The following is a 17354-nucleotide window of genomic DNA, read 5'->3' as shown; positions in this document are numbered from 1 at the left end:
TGCGGTATTAGCTACTCTTTCGAGTAGTTATCCCCCACTACTAGGCACGTTCCGATGTATTACTCACCCGTTCGCCACTCGTCAGCATCCGAAGACCTGTTACCGTTCGACTTGCATGTGTAAAGCATGCCGCCAGCGTTCAATCTGAGCCAGGATCAAACTCTATAGTTCGATCTTGAATTTAAAGTCTTTCGACTGCTCACTCACTTGACGGAATCAAGAAGAATAAATTCTTCCTCATTACTGTTTTTGTGAGCGCTTGATAACTCCGAAGAGTTTGTTCCGAAGAACTGGCTGCTCGCCCTCAAACGCCCACGCTTATCGGCTGTATTTTTTTAAGGAACCGAGTGCAAAACCAAGAAGCTTGACTTTGAATCTCGTTGCTTGCTGCGATCAGCGAAGCCTTGTAGTGTATCACAACTTTTGCACTCCTGCGCAAGAACTTTTGAGTTTTGCGAGGCAGTCGTTTGCTGCGATGGATCGAACTATAGCATAGGTGAAACCCTAGCCATGCCGCTTCTGACACAAAAGATTCATCTGCCAGCGTGGTCTTTGCCTGGGCTGCGTCCATAGATATAGATAGAGACAGCGGCCTTACGGCCGCTGTCTCTATGGAGGCCAACGATAATGCAGGCACGATGGCACTGATTACTTTGTTAGACGCTCAATTGGCGTTCGGGCACGTGGCCCTGCTGGACCACGCAAATTTTTCCCTGGAGACCGGCGAACGCGTCGGCCTGATCGGCCGCAACGGCGCCGGCAAGTCTTCACTGCTCAAGATTCTGGGCGGCCTGGCAAAGGCCGATGACGGGCAGCTCCAGGTGCAGAACGGGGTCCGCATCACCTATGTGGCACAGGAGCCCGACCTGAACCCGGAGCACACCATTTTCGAGTCGGCGTCGGACGGCATTGCGGCCGTGATTGCGATTCGCGAGCGCTACCTGGCTGGCGGCGAGGGCGAGGATCTGGACGAACTGCAGACGCAGATCGAGGCCTATGACGCCTGGAACTGGGAGCAGCGCGTAGAGGAAACATTGCAGCGCCTGCATCTGGACCCGAACGCTGTGGTGGGCAGTCTGTCTGGCGGCACCCGCAAGCGCGTGGCACTGGCCCAGGCTCTGGTGGCCCGCCCCGATGTCCTGCTGCTCGACGAACCGACCAACCACCTGGATCTGGACTCCATCGAGTGGCTGGAAGAGCTGCTGATTGCCTTCAAGGGCAGCGTGATCACGATCACCCACGACCGCAGCTTTCTGGACCGCATCGCCACCCGCATCGTGGAGCTGGATCGGGGCGTTCTGCGCACCTACCCCGGCAATTTCTCCCAGTACGTACTGCAAAAGGAAGAGCAGCTCAACCAGGAGGCCGTCATCAACGCCAAGGCGGACAAGCTGCTGGCCCAGGAAGAGGTCTGGATCCGCAAGGGCGTGGAAGCCCGCCGCACCCGCAGCCAGAGCCGTATCAGCCGTCTGCAGGAATTGCGTGCCAGCCGTGCCCAGCGCCGTGATGTGCTGGGCAGCGTGAACATGGATATCGCATCCGGCAAGGGCGACGGCTATCAGGGCAAGATCGTGGCCGAGCTGACCGATGTCAGCAAGTCCTTTGGCGAAAAGAAGATCGTTGAGAAGTTCAGCGGCACCATTTTGCGTGGCGACAAGGTCGGCTTGCTGGGTCCCAACGGCGCAGGCAAGACAACGCTGCTGAAGATGATTCTGGGCGAGCTGGCTCCGGACAGCGGCCAGGTGCGCCTGGGCGGCAATCTGCAAGTGGCCTACTTTGACCAGATGCGCCATCAGGTGAATCTCGATGCCACGCTGGAAGACTTCATCAGCCCCGGCAGCGAGTGGATCGAGATCGGCAACCAGAAAAAGCACGTCAAGAGCTATCTGGCGGACTTTCTGTTCTCTCCGGCGCGTGCGCATTCCCCGGTCCGATCGCTGTCAGGCGGCGAACGCAACCGCTTGCTGCTGGCCCGCTTATTTGCGCGACCGGCCAATGTTCTGGTGCTGGACGAACCGACCAACGATCTGGACATCGAGACGCTGGACATGCTGGAAGACCTGCTGCAAAGCTATGACGGCACGGTCTTTCTGGTCAGCCACGACCGCACTTTCCTCGACAACGTGGTCACTAGCACGATTGCCTGGGAAGGCCCCGGCCACTGGCGTGAATACGAAGGTGGCGTGACGGACTGGATGGAGCAATCGCGCCGCAGCAAGGCCATGGCCGAAGCCGCACAGGCCAAGTCCGCCCCCAAGGAGGAGCCCAAGCCCGTCGCAAGCCGCACCGACGCTGCGGCCAGCCCCAAGAAGAAGCTCAGCTACAAGGATCAGCGCGAGCTGGAAGCCCTGCCGGCCACGATTGCCGCACTGGAGACCGAGCAAAAGCAGATTCAGCAAGCGCTGGCCGACGGCAGCCTGTTTGCCAGCGACAACGCCAAGGCCGTCGCCATGCACCAGCGCGACGCGGAGATCGATGAAGCACTGATGGAGGCGCTGGAGCGCTGGACCTTGCTGTCTGAATAATCAGACCATCAAATAAGAGAGCGCCTTGCGCTTGTCAGGTCTTGATTTCAAAGCTCTAGAAGCCTGAAATCTTTACCTGACAAGCGCAAGGCGCTCTCTTTTTATGCAATCCTAGATACGGTGATGTACCTGGTCCGAGCCGCCGCGCAGCTTGGTCAGCAGGGCGTGAGCGATCTGCGGCAGAGGCAGCACCTCGTCGGCCGCACCATGGGCAATGGCTTCGCGGGGCATGCCGAAGACGATGCAGGTGCTCTCGTCCTGCACCAGGTTGTAGCTGCCGGCATCGCGCATCTCGCGCATGGCGGTGGCGCCATCGGCCCCCATGCCGGTGAGCATGATGCCGTAGGCATTGCGCCCGGCGCTGGCGGCAACCGACTTGAACAGCACTTCCACCGAGGGCTTGTGACGGTTGACGGGCGGCGCATCATCGACCACGGCCACATAGTTGGCACCGCTGCGCGTGATGGAGAAATGCTTGCCGCCAGGAGCGATATAGGCATGGCCGGGCAGCAAACGCTCGCCGTGCGTGGCCTCCTTGACCGTCATCTGGCACAGGCTGTTGAGCCGAGCCGCAAAGCTGGTGGTAAAGCCCGGCGGCATGTGCTGGGTGATGACAATGGCCGGACAGTCGGCCGGCAGATGGGTGAGCACCTCACGGATCGCCTCCGTGCCACCCGTGGAAGCGCCGATGGCGATGATTTTTTCGGTCGAGATGCGACCCAGCAGGCTGGGCGCGGCCGGCGCACGGGGCGCTGCGGGCCTGGCGCCCGTACTCGCTGCCGCTGCGACGCCGTGCGGCACCACCGGCAGGCGATGCACCTGGGCCACGGCAGCCACGCGAATCTTGTCCACGATCTGGCTGGCCAGCTCCTGCAGGCCGTTGGCCACGCCGACGCGGGGCTTGGCCACAAAATCGATGGCACCCAGCTCCAGGGCGCGCATGGTGACTTCGGCACCGCGCTCGGTCAGCGTGGAGATCATCACCACGGGCATGGGACGCAGGCGCATGAGCCGCCCGAGGAAATCAATGCCGTCCATGCGGGGCATTTCCACATCCAGCGTGATGACGTCGGGGTTCAGATCGCGGATCATTTCGCGTGCGATCAACGGGTCATTGGCCGAGCCGATGCACTCCATGTCATGCTGGCGATTGATGATCTCGGCCAGAAGACTGCGCACCAGCGCAGAGTCGTCCACCACGATCACCCGGATTTTTGGCTTTAACAACGCTCAACCTTCCTCAAAACAGATCCACCGAGCCGCCCGCCGTATTGCGTGCCACTGCAGCCGCGTTGCCGCGAGTGATTTCCTGCTGCACCAATGCCTCGGGATGGGCGTGTGCCAGGCGCTTGACCATGGCCTTGCCCGTGGATGGGAAAAACACCACCTTGCGCGGATAGATATCCAGCACGTCCTCGGAGACGATGGGAATGCGCTCGGTTTGCAGATACTCTGTCACAAAACTGGTGTTGCGCTCACCCACATTCATGGTCGTGAAATTGGCCATGACCTGGGCGCCGCCAAAAATCTTGGCCTGCATGGATTCGCGCCGTGCGCCCAGCTTGAGCATCTCGTTGATCAGCAGCTCCATGGCGTACGAACCATAGCGCCCCGAGACATCGCTGCTGTCGCCATCGGGCAGCATGAAGTGGTTCATGCCGCCAATGCGCATGAAACGATCCCACAGGCAGGCCGCGATGCAGGACCCCAGCACGGTGACGATGGCCATCTCGTCGCGCGAGACAAAGTACTCGCCCGGCAACACCTTGGCCGAATTGAGCTGGAAGTGCGGATCGTAGTAGAAGAACGAGGCCTCGCCCGGCTGGCGCGGCTGGCGCTTGAGCTGCTCCAGCGATGAGACCGGCGCCGGCATGGCCGGATCAGGATAGCCCTGGGGCACGAAGCTGTTGCCGCGCAGGGGTCTGGCAGCGCCAGCACCTGGCAGATCCAGCGGAGAGCTCAGATTCCTCATGACTTGCAGCCCTGCCCTTCAGCTTCATTGGCGCTCATAGACGGTCTTGCCCTTGAGTGCGAACAGATCGCGCGAATCGCTGAAATTCTCGGCATGACCGACAAACAGCAGCCCGCCCGGACGCATCACATGATGAATGCGCTCCAGCACGCGACGCTGGGTCGGTGCATCGAAATAAATCATCACGTTGCGGCAGAAGACGATGTCGAAGGTCTCCCGGAACGGCCAATCGCCGGCGATCAGGTTGACGTTGAGAAAGTCCACCATGCGGCGCAGCTCCGGCTTGACCCGCACCATGCCCGAGTTGGCCGAGCGCCCGCGCAGGAAAAAGCGGTGCAGCCGCTCGGTGCTCACGCCCTTGAGGTTCTCTGCCCGGTACACGCCGCGCGAGGCGGTCTCCAGCACGCGCGAGTCGATGTCGCTGGCCATGAGCTGAAAGCTGGCCGAGGCACCGAGACTCTCCACCGCCGTCATCAGGATGGAATAAGGCTCTTCCCCCGTGGAGGCCGCGCTGCACCATACCTTCCAGCCATTGCCGCCGGGTTTATGGCTGCGCAGATGCTGGGCCAGGATGTCGAAGTGATGCTGTTCGCGGAAGAACGAGGTCAGATTCGTGGTCAGCGCGTTGACGAATTCCTGCCATTCAGGCCCGTCGTTGATGCTCTCCAGCCAGTCCAGATAGCTGACGAAGCTCTCATGCCCGGTCTCGCGCAGGCGGCGCGACAGACGGCTGTAGACCATGGCGTGCTTGCCATCATGCAGGCTGATGCCAGCACGCTTGTAGATCAGGGCCTGGACGCGGGCAAAGTCGCGGTTGGACCAGACGAACTCGCGCCCCTGCGCCAGCGGACCGGACATGCCGCCCGGCAGCGCCTCATCATCCTGCTCAGGCCTGGCAGGAGAGGCTGCGAATGAAGCGTTACGTCCCAGGTTCAGCACACAGACCTCTGGCGCGCTCAGGCTTCGGAGGCCACCAGGCCCATGTCGACATTGCCCATGAGCTTCTCGATGTCCAGCAGGATCAGCATGCGCTCGCCCACCGAGCCCAGGCCCAGGATGCAGCCGCTGTCGATGGCGCTTTCGATATCGGGCGCAGGACGCACGGCATCGGCAGCCAGCTCCATCACATCGCTGACCGAGTCCACCACGATACCGACCACACGGTTGCGCAGGTTCAGGATGATGACCACGGTGAAGGCGTTGTACTCCACCTCGGAGCAGTTGAAGCGCAGGCGCATGTCCACGATGGGCACGATGGTGCCGCGCAGATTGACCACGCCCTTGATGAACTCGGGTGCGTTGGCAATGCGCGTGGGCTGCTCGTAGCCACGGATTTCCTGCACCTTGAGGATGTCGATGCCGTATTCCTCCTCGCCCAGGCGGAAGGTCAGGTATTCGCGGGCCCCGGTGGCCATGCCTTCGGCAGTCTTGTTGATGATGTTCATGTCGGCTCTCTCTGCGTTGTTCGGGTTGGCTGCCTCAGTGGCGGGTACGGCGCACCAGCGCGCCCGTATCCAGAATCAGCGCCACGGATCCGTCGCCCAAAATGGTGGCACCCGATACATTGGGCACCTTGCGGTAATTGCTTTCCAGGTTCTTCACCACCACCTGGTGCTGGCCCAGCAACTCGTCGACCAGCAGCGCCACGCGACTGCCTTCAGCCTCGACCACAACCATGATGTTGCTGGTCTGGCTTTCATCGGCGCGCGGCACCTTGAAAGTTCGCTCCAGCGCGATCACCGGCATGTATTCGTCGCGCACCTTGACCAGCTGAGTGCCATTGGCCACGGTATTGACATCGTCGGCCTTGACCTGGAAGGACTCGACCACCGAGGACAGCGGCAGGATATAGACCTCTTCGCCCACACCGACGGACATGCCGTCCATGATGGCCAGCGTCAACGGCAGACGCACCGCCACCTTCATGCCCACGCCGGCGACGGACTCGATCTCCACCGTGCCGCCCAGCGAGGTGATGTTTCGCTTGACCACGTCCATGCCCACGCCGCGGCCCGAGACATCGGTGACCACATCGGCCGTCGAGAAGCCCGGCGCAAAGATCAGCTGCCAGACCTCGCTGTCGGGCATGCTGTCGGAGACATCCATGCCGCGCTCGCGGGCCTTGTTCAGAATCCTCTCGCGACTCATGCCCTTGCCGTCGTCGCGCACCTCGATGACGATGGAGCCGCCCTGATGGGATGCCGCCAGCGTCAGCGTGCCATGCTCGGACTTGCCTGCGGCGATACGGTCCTCCGGCATCTCGATGCCGTGGTCGACGCTGTTGCGCACCAGATGGGTCAGCGGATCGGTAATCTTTTCGACCAGTCCCTTGTCCAGCTCGGTGGCCTCACCCAGCGTGACCAGATCGATCTTCTTGCCCAGCTTGCCCGCCAGATCGCGCAGCATGCGCGGGAAGCGGCTGAACACGGTGGACATGGGAATCATGCGGATCGACATCACGGACTCTTGCAGGTCACGCGTGTTGCGATCCAGGTCGGCCAGACCGGCCAGCAGCTGCTGATAGGTCGTCGGGTCCAGCCCCTGGCTGTTCTGTGCCAGCATGGCCTGGGTAATGACCAGCTCGCCCACCAGATTGATGAGCTGGTCCACCTTCTTCACATCCACGCGGATGCTGGTGGACTCCATGTGCGCTGCGGCGGCCTTGGGGGCGGCCTTTTGCGCTGCACCTCCAGCGCCGGCAAGCGCGCCATGATCCTGATTCTGCTGAGCCTCGGGGCTGCCCGGAGCACCCGCAAAAAAGCCGTAGGCTTCTTCGGCCGGCAGATTGTGGGGCGGCATGGCGGCCTCTTCATCCACCACGGCTTCCGGCTCGACCACGGGCTCGGCCACGGACTGCGGCAGAGTCGCCTCGCTGATCTGCACCTGCTCCTTGGAGACGTGGAAGACAAACAGATCGCGCAGCTCGTCATCGGTGGACACCGTTCTGACCTTGAACAGACGGTGATCGGCCTTGGCACTGGCCTGGTCCTGGATCGTGCCCAGACCCGGAATGTCGCGAAACAGCTCCTTGATCGCGTCGCCCAGCTCCAGCCGGGACAGAGGGCCGATCTCGATCGTCAGCTCGCGCGCACCCTCGGGCGGCTCGGTACCGATCGCAGGGCCCGGCTCCGCCGCCTGGGCAGCGACCGGGGCCGGCGCCTGAGCGGGTGGCTGCGCAACGGCAGCGGCCGCCTGCTGCACCGGCTCGGCAGCCGCTGCACTGCGGTTGACCTGGGGAATTTCGGTCAGGCCCTGGGCCAGGGCCTCGATGCGCACCACGAGTTCCGCCGTGGAAACCGGCTCGCCCTCGTCGCCCGACTGGTGACGCGCCAGCAGGCTGCGACTGGCGTCCGCCGACTCCAGCAGCACATCGACCATCTCGGGGATGGGCGTGATTTCGTGGCGGCGCAGGCGATCCAGCAGGGATTCCATGCGGTGCGTGAGCTCGGTCACATCCGAGAAGCCAAAGGTCGCCGCACCGCCCTTGATGGAGTGGGCGCAGCGGAAGATACCGTTGAGCTCTTCATCATTGGCGGCCGAAAGGTCCAGGCTGAGCAGCATCTGCTCCATCTGGTCGAGGTTCTCGCTGGCTTCCTCGAAAAAGATTTGATAGAACTGGCTAAGGTCGAAGTCTGCGCCCGAACCTGCGCCGTCCTGGTGTGTATCCGCCATGGTGTTTCCTGCTGTGATTCGTTGTTATCGGCTTAACGCAGCACTTTTTGAATAACTTCGATCAATCGATTGGGATCGAAGGGCTTGACCAGCCAGCCTGTGGCACCTGCAGCGCGGCCCGCCTGCTTCATCAGATCGCTGGATTCCGTGGTCAGAATGAGGATGGGCGTGCCCTTGAACTTCGGGTTTTCACGCAGTTTGCGCGTGAGGCCGATGCCGTCCAGACGCGGCATGTTCTGGTCGGCCAGCACCAGATCGATGTTCTGCGCCTGCGCTTTTTCCAGCGCATCCACACCGTCGACGGCTTCCACCACCTTAAAACCAGCACTGCTCAATGTGAAAGACACCATCTTTCGCATCGAGGGGGAATCATCAACAGCCAGAATCGATCGCATGTACAGCTCCAACAGACGGGCAACGGAAAACAGGGTAGAAGTTCAAAACAGCTCCACGGAGCCGGCATCCATCTCGCTTTGCGTGACGGGATTGGGCTTTTCGGGCAGGTTTGGCAGACTGATGGCGGACTCCGCCTCGTCCTCGTCCCTACCCATGGCGGCAGCCCCGAGCCTGAAAGCACAGGCTTGCAAGGTGTGTGCCATATGGGCAATCAGCTGAGACGACATGTCGTGAAACTGAAGCTCGGTCACAGCCAGGCGCAACGACTCACGTGCTGTTGCCAGCGCAGTGGAATCAGGCAAGGCCGGCTGCGACAATTGCCCATTGACTTGCTCGAAGCGCTCCAGCAGATTGTGCGTGGCATGGTCCAGCAGCCCTTCAAGACGCTGCAGATCACGCAGCGTGACCAGCAAGGCATCCTGCAGCTCCGCAGCCACCATCACCGGCACGGCAACTGCAGGCACACCCGAAGGGTTTTGCATCGTCTGCATTGTTACTCCAACTGCGTAAAACCATCATGACGGCCCTGCCGCCATGCTCCACGAAATGAACCGATCAGCAGTCCGTCTCCCGTGACCACACTGCCACGACCTGACGACAACAGCCCTCGATGTTCCAAAATGTATCCAATGATAGCCTCCTTGGCGATATTCAATTCCGGAATCAGACCTTGAAAATCCTCCATATTGAAGACTCTGTCGCAGATCAGGCGCTGGCACGCCTGAGCCTCAAGCGCGGTCAGCTGCCCTGCACGCTCACGGCCGTGGACAGTCTGCAGGAGGTCCGCGACGCCCTGGAGACGCAGGAATTCGACCTGATACTGGCGGACTACCATCTGCCCGGCTTCACGGCGCTCGATGTCTGGGACCTGGTGCGAAACCGTCCCGACGCCCCCCCTTTCGTGCTGCTGTCGGGGGCCATCGGCGAGTCCGCCGCAGTGGACATCATGCGCCTGGGGATCAGCGACTATCTGCTAAAGGACCAGATCAACAGCCTGCCCCATGTCATCAAGCGCGCCATGGAAGTCCATGAGGCGCGACTGGCCCGCCGCCGTGCCGCGCTGCAACTGGCCGAGTCCGAAAAGCGCCTGGCCGAGCTGACCGAACACCTGCACACCAGCATCGAGCAGGAGCGCGCCAATATCTCGCGCGAGATTCACGACGACATCGGCGGCTCGCTCACTGCCGTCAAGTTCGATCTGGCCTGGCTGATCCGCAACAGCCCCGAAGGCAAGCAGCGCGAGCATGCCAGATCGGCGCTGGAGATGCTGGAGCACGCACTGGGCGCCAGCCAGCGCATCATGCAGAACCTGCGCCCGCCCGTGCTGGACCAGGGACTGGTGGCAGCCGTGCAGTGGCTGGCCCAGGACTTCGAGCGCCGCACCGGCATACCCGCCCAGCTGCACACCAGCCGCGAGCATATGGAAATAGCGGCTGCACAGCAGGTGGTGGTCTACCGTACGGCACAGGAATCCTTGACCAATATCAGCAAATACGCACAAGCCAGCCAGGTGACCCTGGATTTGTCCGACCACGAGGGTTTTTTGACACTGGAAGTAACAGACAACGGCATAGGCCTGAGCCAGGATGAGCGCAATAAACCGCATTCCTTCGGCCTTCGCGGACTAAGTGAGCGCGCGCGAACTATTCAGGGCTGGCTGGATGTAAGCAGCCACCCCGGCCGAGGAACCTCTATCATTCTCACCATTCCTCTGGCAGAGACCCAGGCATGAGCCGCCCAATCACGCGCTTGCCCGGTCTGCCATCTGACTTCCTGGGAGAGCGACCTTGATTCACGTGGTGCTGTGCGACGACCATGCCATTTTGCGCCGGGGCATACGCGACACCCTGGCAGAGGCGACGGACATCAGCGTCACTGCAGAAGCCGGCAGCTATGCCGAGCTGCGTGAGCAACTGCGCGATGCCAGTTGCGATGTGCTGCTGCTGGACATCAATATGCCGGGCCGCAGCGGCCTGGAAGTACTGGCCAGCGTGCGCGAAACGCACCCGCAGATCCGCGTCATCATGGTCTCCATGTATCCCGAAGACCAGTATGCCTTGCGCAGCATCAAGGCCGGCGCGGCTGGCTATGCCAACAAGGCGGGAGATCCGGTGCTGCTGATCGACGCCGTGCGCACCGTCCACAGCGGACGCAAATACCTGACTGCCGAGGTGGCCCAGATGCTGGCCGACAGTCTGGCCCAGCCTGCGGCTCCAGTGCCGCATGAAACCCTGTCCGAGCGCGAGATGCAGACGCTGCTGAAGATTGCCAGCGGTCAGCGCCAGACCGAGATTGCGCAGGAGTTGATGCTCAGCCCCAAGACGGTGAGCGTATACCGGGCACGGGTGCTGGAGAAGCTGGGCATGGGCAGCAATGCGGAACTGACTGCCTATGCCATCAAGAATGGTCTGATCGATACGCCCTGAGCTGCTGGCCGAAAGCCAAAACCGGCTTCAACGCTTTACCACAAAGCGTATTGAGCTATAAAAAGAATAGTCGCTCGCCCTAGACCCCGAAGACTGCCATGCCCTTTTGCAGCAGGGCCACCAGGGGCTGCTCCAGCAAAGGCAGGGTCGCAGTCAGGCCCAGCAGGCCCACGGTCAACGTGACCGGGAAGCCCACGGCATAGATATTCATCTGCGGCGCGACCCGGGAGATGATGCCCAGCACCAGGTTGACGAAGAGCAGCATGGCAATCATGGGCAGGGCAATCCAGAAAGCGCTGGAGAAAATGGCGCTACCCATCTCGTGAATCCGCATCTGGGAGATGGCCTGCAGGAAATTGCCATCGACGGGAAAAGCCTCGAAGCTCTTGAGAACCGCCATCAGCACCAGCAGATGGCCGTTGATGACGATGAACAGCAAGGTGGCAATCTGCACCAGGAAACGCGCCACAGCGCTGAGCTGGGCATTGCTGGTCGGGTCGAAGAAGGACGCGAAGTTCAAGCCCATCTGCAGACCCACCACTTCACCGGCGACTTCGATGGCAGCCATCACCAGACGCACGGCAAAGCCCACGGACAGCCCAACCACCACCTGCTGCACCAGCGTGCCCAGCGCCTGGGCCGAGGCAATGCTGACCACCGTCTGCTCGCCCAGCACGGGCTGCGCGCAAAGCGCAACGAGGAAAGCCAGCCCGACCTTGAGTCGCATGGGAATGGCTTTCTGGGAAAACACAGGTGCCGCGGTGAACAGCGCCAGCACGCGCACAAACGGCCAGATCAGCGGCGAGAGCCAGGCGGCGATCTGGGCTTCGCTAAAGGAAATCATCCCACCGAACCTGGAATGCTCTCTATGGTGCGACGAATGAAATCCACCAGCGTGGACAGCATCCACGGCCCGGCCACGGCAAACACCAGCACAGCGGCAATGAGCTTGGGCACAAAGGCCAAGGTCGCCTCATGCACCTGGGTCACGGCCTGAAAGACGCTCACCAGCAGGCCCACGCCCATGACCACGCCCAGCACCGGCATGGAGATCATGAGCAGCAGGGTCAGCGCCTCGCGGCCAAAGGTCAGAACAAACTGAGAGGTCATGACGTTCTCTTAAAAATTCAACGAATCCAATACGCTTGCAAGCGCCTCGGCTCAATGTGCGAGACACCGAGGAAGGGCTGCCTAGGCAAGCGCCTCAGGGGGTGTCTCATGTAGCAAAGCTTGCCGCCAGGGAGCCGATGATCAGGTTCCAACCATCGGCCAGCACAAACAGCATGAGCTTGAACGGCAGGGCCACCAGCACGGGCGAGAGCATCATCATGCCCAGCGACATGAGAATGGAAGACACCACCATGTCGATGATCAGAAACGGAATGAAGATCATGAAGCCAATCTGGAAGGCCGTCTTCAGCTCGCTGGTCACAAAGGCCGGCACCAGCACCCGCAGAGGAGCGGTTTCTGCCGTGACATTCGCATCCAGCTTGGCCAGGCGCTTGAACAGCGCAAAGTCCGACTGGCGCGTCTGCTTGAGCATGAAGCCGCGCATCGGGGCTTCGGCCTTTTCCATGGCCTGCTCGAAACTGATGCTGTTCTGCGTATAGGGCAGATAGGCGTCCTGATAGACCTTGTCCAGCGTGGGTCCCATCACGAACATGGTGAGAAACAGCGACAGGCCGATCACCACCTGATTGGGCGGCGCAGACTGCGTGCCCAGCGCCTGGCGCAGCAGGCTCAGCACGATGACGATGCGGGTGAAACCCGTCATCAGCAGCAGGATGGCGGGCAGAAAGGACAGCGCCGTGAAGAACAGCAATGTCTGGATGGGCACCGAATAGCTGGTGCCACCCGCGCCCTGGCCTACCAGCAGCGGCAGACTGGCGGGTGCACCCTGGGCGACCGCCATCAGCGGCGTCGCCAGCAGAACAGCTGCAGCAGCACGAGAGACGAATTTAGACATTTCCAGAATTCCGGGCCGCTTCATCGGCCTGCGCGCGCATCAGCGAGTCGGTGAACGATGAGACGGCAGGTGAATGGGCTGCAGAGGCCGATTGCAAAGTCGCGGACGGGGCTTGCAGCACATGCAGGCATTGAATCTGCTGCGCCGTCACGCCCAGCACCAGGCGCACGGCCTGCTCCCCTTCACCCAGCTGCACGGTCAGCACCCGCTGCTGCGGGCCAATGGCCAGCGTTCCCAGCACCTGCGCCGGCACGGCAGAGGCTCCACGGGCCATGCCCATGCCGCGCGGCAGGAGGTTTTTCTGCTGCAGACGGCGCACCAGCCAGGGCAATGCCGCCATGACCGCCACGAACAGGACGACCAGCAGCAGCGTGGGCCACATGGAGGGGGCCGCAGCCGCAGAGTTGGCCGTGTTCTCAACCACGGCTGACCCGGCGCAGACGCTCGGACGGTGTCACCACGTCCGTCAGACGGATACCGAACTTGTCGTTGACCACCACCACCTCGCCCTGGGCGATCAGGTAGCCGTTGACCAGCACATCCATGGGTTCGCCGGCCAGAGCATCGAGCTCCACCACCGAGCCCTGAGCCAGTTGCAGAATGTATTTGATGGGCACCTTGGTGCGGCCCAGCTCCACGGACAGCTGAACCGGAATGTCCAGCACCATGTTGATATCGTGCACCGGCACATCGCCATAGCTGCGAGCGGCGTCGCCAGCCAGCGGCCCGCCCTGATCGGACAGATCGGGGCCTTCGACGGCCTGGTCATGCTGACGCTGTTCTTCCAGCGCCTCGGCCCAGCCGGAGAACGGATCGTCACCCGCGGGCTTGTTGTTGTCGTCAATTGCCATGCTTCTCTCCCATCCAGCTGGTCTCGCCGCCGCGCAGGCTGCGTTCCACGCGGATTGCATATTTGTCATTGTGCGTGCCGTACTGGCACTCGAAAACCGGCACCCCACCAATGGAGGCGCGAATCAGCGGCTCGCGGTCGAGCTCGATAAAGTCACCCGGGCGCATGGCCAGCAACTGCTCCACCGTGGCATCGGCACGGGCCAGCTCGGCCACCAGCGTGACCTCGGCGGCCTGAATCTCGCGCGTCAGCACCTTGACCCAGCGGCGATCCACTTCGATGGCATCGCCCTGAGTCGACGAATACAGCACGTCGCGAATCGGCTCCAGCGTCGCATAAGGCATGCAGATGTGGATGGAGCCCGAGATATCGCCGATCTCCAGCTGAAAGGCCGTGGAGACCACGATTTCGCTGGGTGTGGCGATGTTGGCGAACTGCGGCTGCATTTCCGAGCGCTGATAGGCCAGCTCCAGCGGATAGATGCCATGCCAGGCTTTTTTGTATTCCTCGCAGATCACATTGACCATGCGGTTGATCACGCGCTGCTCGGTGGTCGAGAAATCGCGCCCCTCGATGCGGGTCTGCAGGCGGCCCGTGCCGCCGTACAGCGTGTCGATCACGCCGAACACCAGCGAGGGATCGCAGACGATCAGACCATTGCCGCGCAGCGGGCGAATGGCCATGATGTTGAAATTGGTGGGAACGGCCAACTCGCGCAGGAAGGCGCTGTAGCGCTGCACCGTCACCGTGCCGACGGAAACCTCGGGGCTGCGGCGGATGAAGTTGAACAGGCCGATGCGGAAGTTGCGGGCAAAGCGCTCGTTGACAATTTCCATGGTGGGCATGCGCCCACGCACGATGCGTTCCTGGCTGGAGATGTCGTAGCTGCGGACCTGGCCGAGATCGACCTCCACCACTTCGGAACGCTGGCTTTCGCCCGTAACGCCTTCAAGAAGAGCATCAACCTCTTCCTGGGAGAGAAAAGAATCGCTCATGCACTCCCTCCCTGCTTACTGAATGATGAAGCTGGAGAACAGCACGCGACGCACGGGCCCCTTGCGATTGGCACGCGGGCTGTCTTCGTCGGCGTCCTCGTCGTCACGCGAGCGCTTCTTGGCGCTCGGGCCGAAGCCCAGCGGCGCCGAGACCTCGGTCAGGATGTCGGCGGCCAGCTTTTCCTTGCCCTCGCGCGCCAGCAGCTCGTCGGCCGTGCGCTGGGACACCAGCATCAGAATGCCGTTGCGGATGCTGGGCAGGTATTGCTTGACGGTGGAAGCCGTCTTTTCATCGGACAGCTCCAGCGTGATGCCCAGTTGCACAAAGCGGTCGCCGCCGGGATCGGCCAGATTGGCCACCATATTGTCCAGCGGCAGGAAAGTGGGCACTGTGGCTTTGGCGCTGACTTCTTCTTCGCCATCGGCGCTGCTGTGCTGGCGCTGCATCATCAGCACATAGGCCGCGGCAGCCACAATGGCCAGCACGGCAACGATGGCCACGATGACGATCAGCTTCTTGCTTTTGGCAGGAGCAGGTGCGACAGGGGCGGCATTGGGATTGGCTGACACGGCGGGTATTCCTCAAGAGTGGGGGACTGCATCCACCCCGCAGCCATTGCCGCGACACGGAAGATCCACGCCTGAATTATTCGCCGCCCGCCCTGTCGACCATTGTCCGAATAAAAGCGCGAAACCCGGCTTCATTCCGGGTTTCGCACCATGTCCGGCTCACTGTTTCCGTGAACCGACTCTGATCATTTACACGAAAAGGTCCACACCGGACTGCAGCGGCCGCGCGCCGTTGCGTGCGCTGGCCGCGCCCATGGGCAGCTCGGCAGCATTGACCGAGACCCGGGACACCCTGGCCTGGCCGCGCTGGGCGTCCTCGCCCTGGCTGTCGCCCCCGGGCCGGGCGCCGGCACCGCCCGCATCCACGCTGACGCCACTCAGATTCAGCCCCTGTGCCTGCAAAAGCTCGCGCAACTGAGCCTGGCCGTCAGCCAGCAGCTGACGTGCCTGCTCATCGCCTGCGGCAAAGCGCACATGCGCCTCCTGGCCGTTCAGTTGCACCTGGACCTGGATAGTCTTGTCCTCATGCTGGATAGACAGCGCGGCATTCTGCGTTTTCTGATGCACCCAGAAGGCAACCTGCTCGGACACCTCCTGCTCGCGCTCTGTAGGTGCGGCATCCTGCCCTGCCAGGCTCTGGCCGAAATCAGAGCTGTTCTGGCCGCCGCCCTGCGTGCCGGCGCTCGCCGCTCCCATGGCTGCCCCGACGGCAGCGGCTGCGGCCTGCAAGTCGGCCCCGCCCTGCACTGCTGCAGTCTTGCCCTGTGGCGCAGCTTCATCCTGCTGGGGCGAGCGGGCCGCACGCAGCAAATCCTTCAGACCTTCCAGGGCCTGCGGCTGCACGGCCGTCATGCCCTGCAGGCTGATGCCTTGCTGCGGCACTGCCTGCGCCTTGTGCACGGCAGGCTCGATGCGCGCAGCAGGCGCCTCTTCAGTCACCGAAGCCAGTGCGCTGTGCTCGCCGTCCTGCCCCTGCGCGGCTGAATCCTGCTGCGGCTGCAAGGCAGCCTCATCAGAATTCATAGCTGCTTGCGCTTGCACCGTATACGTTTGAGCCTGATTCGAATGTAAATCCTTGCCCATGAATGCGGCATGTGCCTGCTCGGACCCGGGCTGCAAAGCCTGACGATGGGCCAGTTGCGCGGCATGGCCTCTGCCTGAAAGAAAGTCGGTGGCCACGCCCTGGCGCAGATCGGCGTCTCCCTGCCCATCCAGCTGGGCGGTCTGCCCTACCAGGCTCATCCACGGTGCATGGCCTTGAGTGATCAGCAGCGCATCCTGCTCGCCTGGTGCCAGCTTCACGTCGGGCACTTCGGCAGGCTGCAGCGCTGTCTGCGGCAGACCGGCAGCCACGAATCCGTCCAGCGATGCCAGCAGCGATGAAAAGCCCTGGCCAGGCTCACCTGCCGCGGCCGTAGCGCTTTTGGCCGAGCTCATGGACTGTGCCATGGCCTTGCCGGTGCGCGCTTCGCCGCCGCGCGGGCCATCAATTCTGGTTTCCGCCATGCTCAGGCCTCCTGAAGTTGCAGGCCGAAGCTGCGTCGAAAAAAGGCCATGGTGGCGCGTTCGTCGGTATCTTTTTGCTCGCGGCGCATCTGGGCCAGTGCCACATCACGGCGGCGGGCCTGCACCACTTTCTGCAGACTGGTCACGCGCAGCTCGGCGGCCAGCAGGGCCTGACGAGCGGTCTCCAGCCGAATGTCCTGATCGGCCACCACACGGGTCTGCAAGCCGATGGCGTGCTGCAGGCGCTCCATGAACTGGTACTGGTGATGCATGAATTCTGGCTGCACGGCCAGCCCTTCCTGGGCCCCCCAGCGCGCCTGCATCTCCAGGACATAGCCCTGCAGCTGATCCATCTGGGCCTGCGCCGCCTGCTGAGCGCGCTGGCGCTCCTGCAGGGCGGTGCGGGCCGCATCGCGCTTGCGTTCTGCGGCTTCAATGGCGACGTTCAAGGCATTCAAGGACGACATCTGCGACTC

The 17354-nt window shown here is 62.3% G+C and carries 20 protein-coding genes and 1 rRNA gene; 3 read left to right on the top strand and 18 right to left on the bottom strand.

Annotated elements, in window-relative coordinates; genetic code table 11:
• Positions 1-171: ribosomal RNA gene (locus tag DJFAAGMI_RS24690) — 16S ribosomal RNA — on the bottom strand; the annotation flags it as partial.
• Between the two features lie 467 nt (positions 172-638).
• Between DJFAAGMI_RS24690 and DJFAAGMI_RS24685 the strand changes: the two genes are divergently transcribed.
• On the top strand, positions 639-2525 hold the full coding sequence (locus tag DJFAAGMI_RS24685; RefSeq protein WP_211459921.1) for an ATP-binding cassette domain-containing protein: 1887 nt from the start codon (positions 639-641) through the stop codon (positions 2523-2525).
• Between the two features lie 111 nt (positions 2526-2636).
• On the opposite strand, the gene DJFAAGMI_RS24680 is transcribed toward DJFAAGMI_RS24685, so the two are convergent.
• From DJFAAGMI_RS24680 to DJFAAGMI_RS24645, 8 genes are read right to left on the bottom strand one after another with little or no spacing between them, the layout of a single operon-like run.
• Positions 2637-3752: a protein-glutamate methylesterase/protein-glutamine glutaminase gene (locus tag DJFAAGMI_RS24680; RefSeq protein WP_211459919.1), complete on the bottom strand. Its 1116-nt coding sequence runs from the start codon at positions 3750-3752 to the stop codon at positions 2637-2639.
• 13 nt (positions 3753-3765) lie between these two features.
• Positions 3766-4497, bottom strand: coding sequence for a chemoreceptor glutamine deamidase CheD (gene cheD, locus DJFAAGMI_RS24675; protein WP_012836880.1), 732 nt, complete (start codon positions 4495-4497; stop codon positions 3766-3768).
• A 24-nt stretch (positions 4498-4521) separates the two neighbouring features.
• Positions 4522-5436 (bottom strand): CheR family methyltransferase, encoded by a 915-nt coding sequence (locus DJFAAGMI_RS24670; protein ID WP_043006446.1) that lies wholly within the window; start codon positions 5434-5436, stop codon positions 4522-4524.
• A 17-nt stretch (positions 5437-5453) separates the two neighbouring features.
• A complete protein-coding gene (locus DJFAAGMI_RS24665) occupies positions 5454-5942 on the bottom strand; it encodes a chemotaxis protein CheW (RefSeq protein WP_211459917.1) in 489 nt (162 codons plus the stop codon).
• Between the two features lie 34 nt (positions 5943-5976).
• A complete protein-coding gene (locus DJFAAGMI_RS24660) occupies positions 5977-8169 on the bottom strand; it encodes a chemotaxis protein CheW (protein ID WP_211459915.1) in 2193 nt (730 codons plus the stop codon).
• A 32-nt stretch (positions 8170-8201) separates the two neighbouring features.
• Positions 8202-8564: a response regulator gene (locus DJFAAGMI_RS24655; RefSeq protein ID WP_003059121.1), complete on the bottom strand. Its 363-nt coding sequence runs from the start codon at positions 8562-8564 to the stop codon at positions 8202-8204.
• Between the two features lie 42 nt (positions 8565-8606).
• Positions 8607-9056 (bottom strand): hypothetical protein, encoded by a 450-nt coding sequence (locus DJFAAGMI_RS24650; RefSeq protein ID WP_003059122.1) that lies wholly within the window; start codon positions 9054-9056, stop codon positions 8607-8609.
• A gap of 2 nt (positions 9057-9058) precedes the next feature.
• The gene (locus tag DJFAAGMI_RS24645) at positions 9059-9250 is read right to left on the bottom strand and encodes a hypothetical protein (protein ID WP_167010837.1); all 192 of its coding nucleotides are present in this window, start codon (positions 9248-9250) and stop codon (positions 9059-9061) included.
• On the opposite strand from DJFAAGMI_RS24645, the gene DJFAAGMI_RS24640 reads away from it, so the two are divergent.
• Together DJFAAGMI_RS24640 and DJFAAGMI_RS24635 are read left to right on the top strand one after the other, a co-directional pair.
• Complete coding sequence (locus tag DJFAAGMI_RS24640) at positions 9176-10297, top strand: hybrid sensor histidine kinase/response regulator (protein WP_211459913.1); 1122 nt, start codon at positions 9176-9178, stop codon at positions 10295-10297. The genes DJFAAGMI_RS24645 and DJFAAGMI_RS24640 overlap by 75 nt on opposite strands.
• 55 nt (positions 10298-10352) lie before the next feature.
• Positions 10353-10991: a response regulator gene (locus DJFAAGMI_RS24635; RefSeq protein WP_211459911.1), complete on the top strand. Its 639-nt coding sequence runs from the start codon at positions 10353-10355 to the stop codon at positions 10989-10991.
• A gap of 79 nt (positions 10992-11070) precedes the next feature.
• Here the strand turns inward: DJFAAGMI_RS24635 and fliR are convergent, their stop codons facing one another.
• From fliR to fliJ, 9 genes are all read right to left on the bottom strand, one after another.
• Positions 11071-11835: a flagellar biosynthetic protein FliR gene (fliR, locus tag DJFAAGMI_RS24630; RefSeq protein WP_043006449.1), complete on the bottom strand. Its 765-nt coding sequence runs from the start codon at positions 11833-11835 to the stop codon at positions 11071-11073.
• Positions 11832-12101, bottom strand: coding sequence for a flagellar biosynthesis protein FliQ (gene fliQ, locus DJFAAGMI_RS24625; RefSeq protein WP_003059126.1), 270 nt, complete (start codon positions 12099-12101; stop codon positions 11832-11834). Before fliQ ends, fliR begins: the two co-directional genes overlap by 4 nt.
• Before the next feature lie 106 nt (positions 12102-12207).
• The gene (fliP, locus tag DJFAAGMI_RS24620; protein WP_052224003.1) at positions 12208-12957 is read right to left on the bottom strand and encodes a flagellar type III secretion system pore protein FliP; all 750 of its coding nucleotides are present in this window, start codon (positions 12955-12957) and stop codon (positions 12208-12210) included.
• The gene (locus DJFAAGMI_RS24615) at positions 12950-13339 is read right to left on the bottom strand and encodes a flagellar biosynthetic protein FliO (protein WP_211459928.1); all 390 of its coding nucleotides are present in this window, start codon (positions 13337-13339) and stop codon (positions 12950-12952) included. Before DJFAAGMI_RS24615 ends, fliP begins: the two co-directional genes overlap by 8 nt.
• Before the next feature lie 34 nt (positions 13340-13373).
• Positions 13374-13808, bottom strand: a complete 435-nt coding sequence (fliN, locus tag DJFAAGMI_RS24610; protein WP_003059131.1) for a flagellar motor switch protein FliN — start codon at positions 13806-13808, stop codon at positions 13374-13376.
• A complete protein-coding gene (gene fliM / locus DJFAAGMI_RS24605) occupies positions 13798-14802 on the bottom strand; it encodes a flagellar motor switch protein FliM (protein WP_003065459.1) in 1005 nt (334 codons plus the stop codon). Before fliM ends, fliN begins: the two co-directional genes overlap by 11 nt.
• Positions 14803-14817: 15 nt before the next feature.
• A complete protein-coding gene (locus tag DJFAAGMI_RS24600) occupies positions 14818-15372 on the bottom strand; it encodes a flagellar basal body-associated FliL family protein (protein ID WP_003059136.1) in 555 nt (184 codons plus the stop codon).
• 189 nt (positions 15373-15561) lie between these two features.
• On the bottom strand, positions 15562-16878 hold the full coding sequence (locus tag DJFAAGMI_RS24595; RefSeq protein WP_211459909.1) for a flagellar hook-length control protein FliK: 1317 nt from the start codon (positions 16876-16878) through the stop codon (positions 15562-15564).
• Between the two features lie 2 nt (positions 16879-16880).
• On the bottom strand, positions 16881-17345 hold the full coding sequence (gene fliJ / locus DJFAAGMI_RS24590; RefSeq protein ID WP_211459907.1) for a flagellar export protein FliJ: 465 nt from the start codon (positions 17343-17345) through the stop codon (positions 16881-16883).
• Between the last annotated feature and the right edge of the window lie 9 nt (positions 17346-17354).

It is taken from the genome of Comamonas brasiliensis (assembly GCF_018292285.1).
In the GTDB taxonomy this organism is placed as follows: Bacteria; Pseudomonadota; Gammaproteobacteria; order Burkholderiales; family Burkholderiaceae_C; genus Comamonas; species Comamonas brasiliensis.
Note: the sequence above shows the minus strand (reverse complement) of the source record. Positions and strands in the feature narration are given on the sequence as shown.

What these genes read in the sequence shown, in the direction of transcription:
- DJFAAGMI_RS24685 (WP_211459921.1), top strand. Translation starts at nt 639, where the DNA reads ATGGCACTGATTACTTTGTTAGACGCTCAATTGGCGTTCGGGCACGTG.
- cheD (WP_012836880.1), bottom strand. Translation starts at nt 4,497, where the DNA reads ATGAGGAATCTGAGCTCTCCGCTGGATCTGCCAGGTGCTGGCGCTGCC.
- DJFAAGMI_RS24665 (WP_211459917.1), bottom strand. Translation starts at nt 5,942, where the DNA reads ATGAACATCATCAACAAGACTGCCGAAGGCATGGCCACCGGGGCCCGC.
- DJFAAGMI_RS24660 (WP_211459915.1), bottom strand. Translation starts at nt 8,169, where the DNA reads ATGGCGGATACACACCAGGACGGCGCAGGTTCGGGCGCAGACTTCGAC.
- DJFAAGMI_RS24655 (WP_003059121.1), bottom strand. Translation starts at nt 8,564, where the DNA reads ATGCGATCGATTCTGGCTGTTGATGATTCCCCCTCGATGCGAAAGATG.
- DJFAAGMI_RS24650 (WP_003059122.1), bottom strand. Translation starts at nt 9,056, where the DNA reads ATGCAGACGATGCAAAACCCTTCGGGTGTGCCTGCAGTTGCCGTGCCG.
- DJFAAGMI_RS24640 (WP_211459913.1), top strand. Translation starts at nt 9,176, where the DNA reads ATGTTCCAAAATGTATCCAATGATAGCCTCCTTGGCGATATTCAATTC.
- DJFAAGMI_RS24645 (WP_167010837.1), bottom strand. Translation starts at nt 9,250, where the DNA reads ATGGAGGATTTTCAAGGTCTGATTCCGGAATTGAATATCGCCAAGGAG.
- fliR (WP_043006449.1), bottom strand. Translation starts at nt 11,835, where the DNA reads ATGATTTCCTTTAGCGAAGCCCAGATCGCCGCCTGGCTCTCGCCGCTG.
- fliQ (WP_003059126.1), bottom strand. Translation starts at nt 12,101, where the DNA reads ATGACCTCTCAGTTTGTTCTGACCTTTGGCCGCGAGGCGCTGACCCTG.
- fliP (WP_052224003.1), bottom strand. Translation starts at nt 12,957, where the DNA reads ATGTCTAAATTCGTCTCTCGTGCTGCTGCAGCTGTTCTGCTGGCGACG.
- DJFAAGMI_RS24615 (WP_211459928.1), bottom strand. Translation starts at nt 13,339, where the DNA reads ATGTGGCCCACGCTGCTGCTGGTCGTCCTGTTCGTGGCGGTCATGGCG.
- fliN (WP_003059131.1), bottom strand. Translation starts at nt 13,808, where the DNA reads ATGGCAATTGACGACAACAACAAGCCCGCGGGTGACGATCCGTTCTCC.
- fliM (WP_003065459.1), bottom strand. Translation starts at nt 14,802, where the DNA reads ATGAGCGATTCTTTTCTCTCCCAGGAAGAGGTTGATGCTCTTCTTGAA.
- DJFAAGMI_RS24595 (WP_211459909.1), bottom strand. Translation starts at nt 16,878, where the DNA reads ATGGCGGAAACCAGAATTGATGGCCCGCGCGGCGGCGAAGCGCGCACC.
- fliJ (WP_211459907.1), bottom strand. Translation starts at nt 17,345, where the DNA reads ATGTCGTCCTTGAATGCCTTGAACGTCGCCATTGAAGCCGCAGAACGC.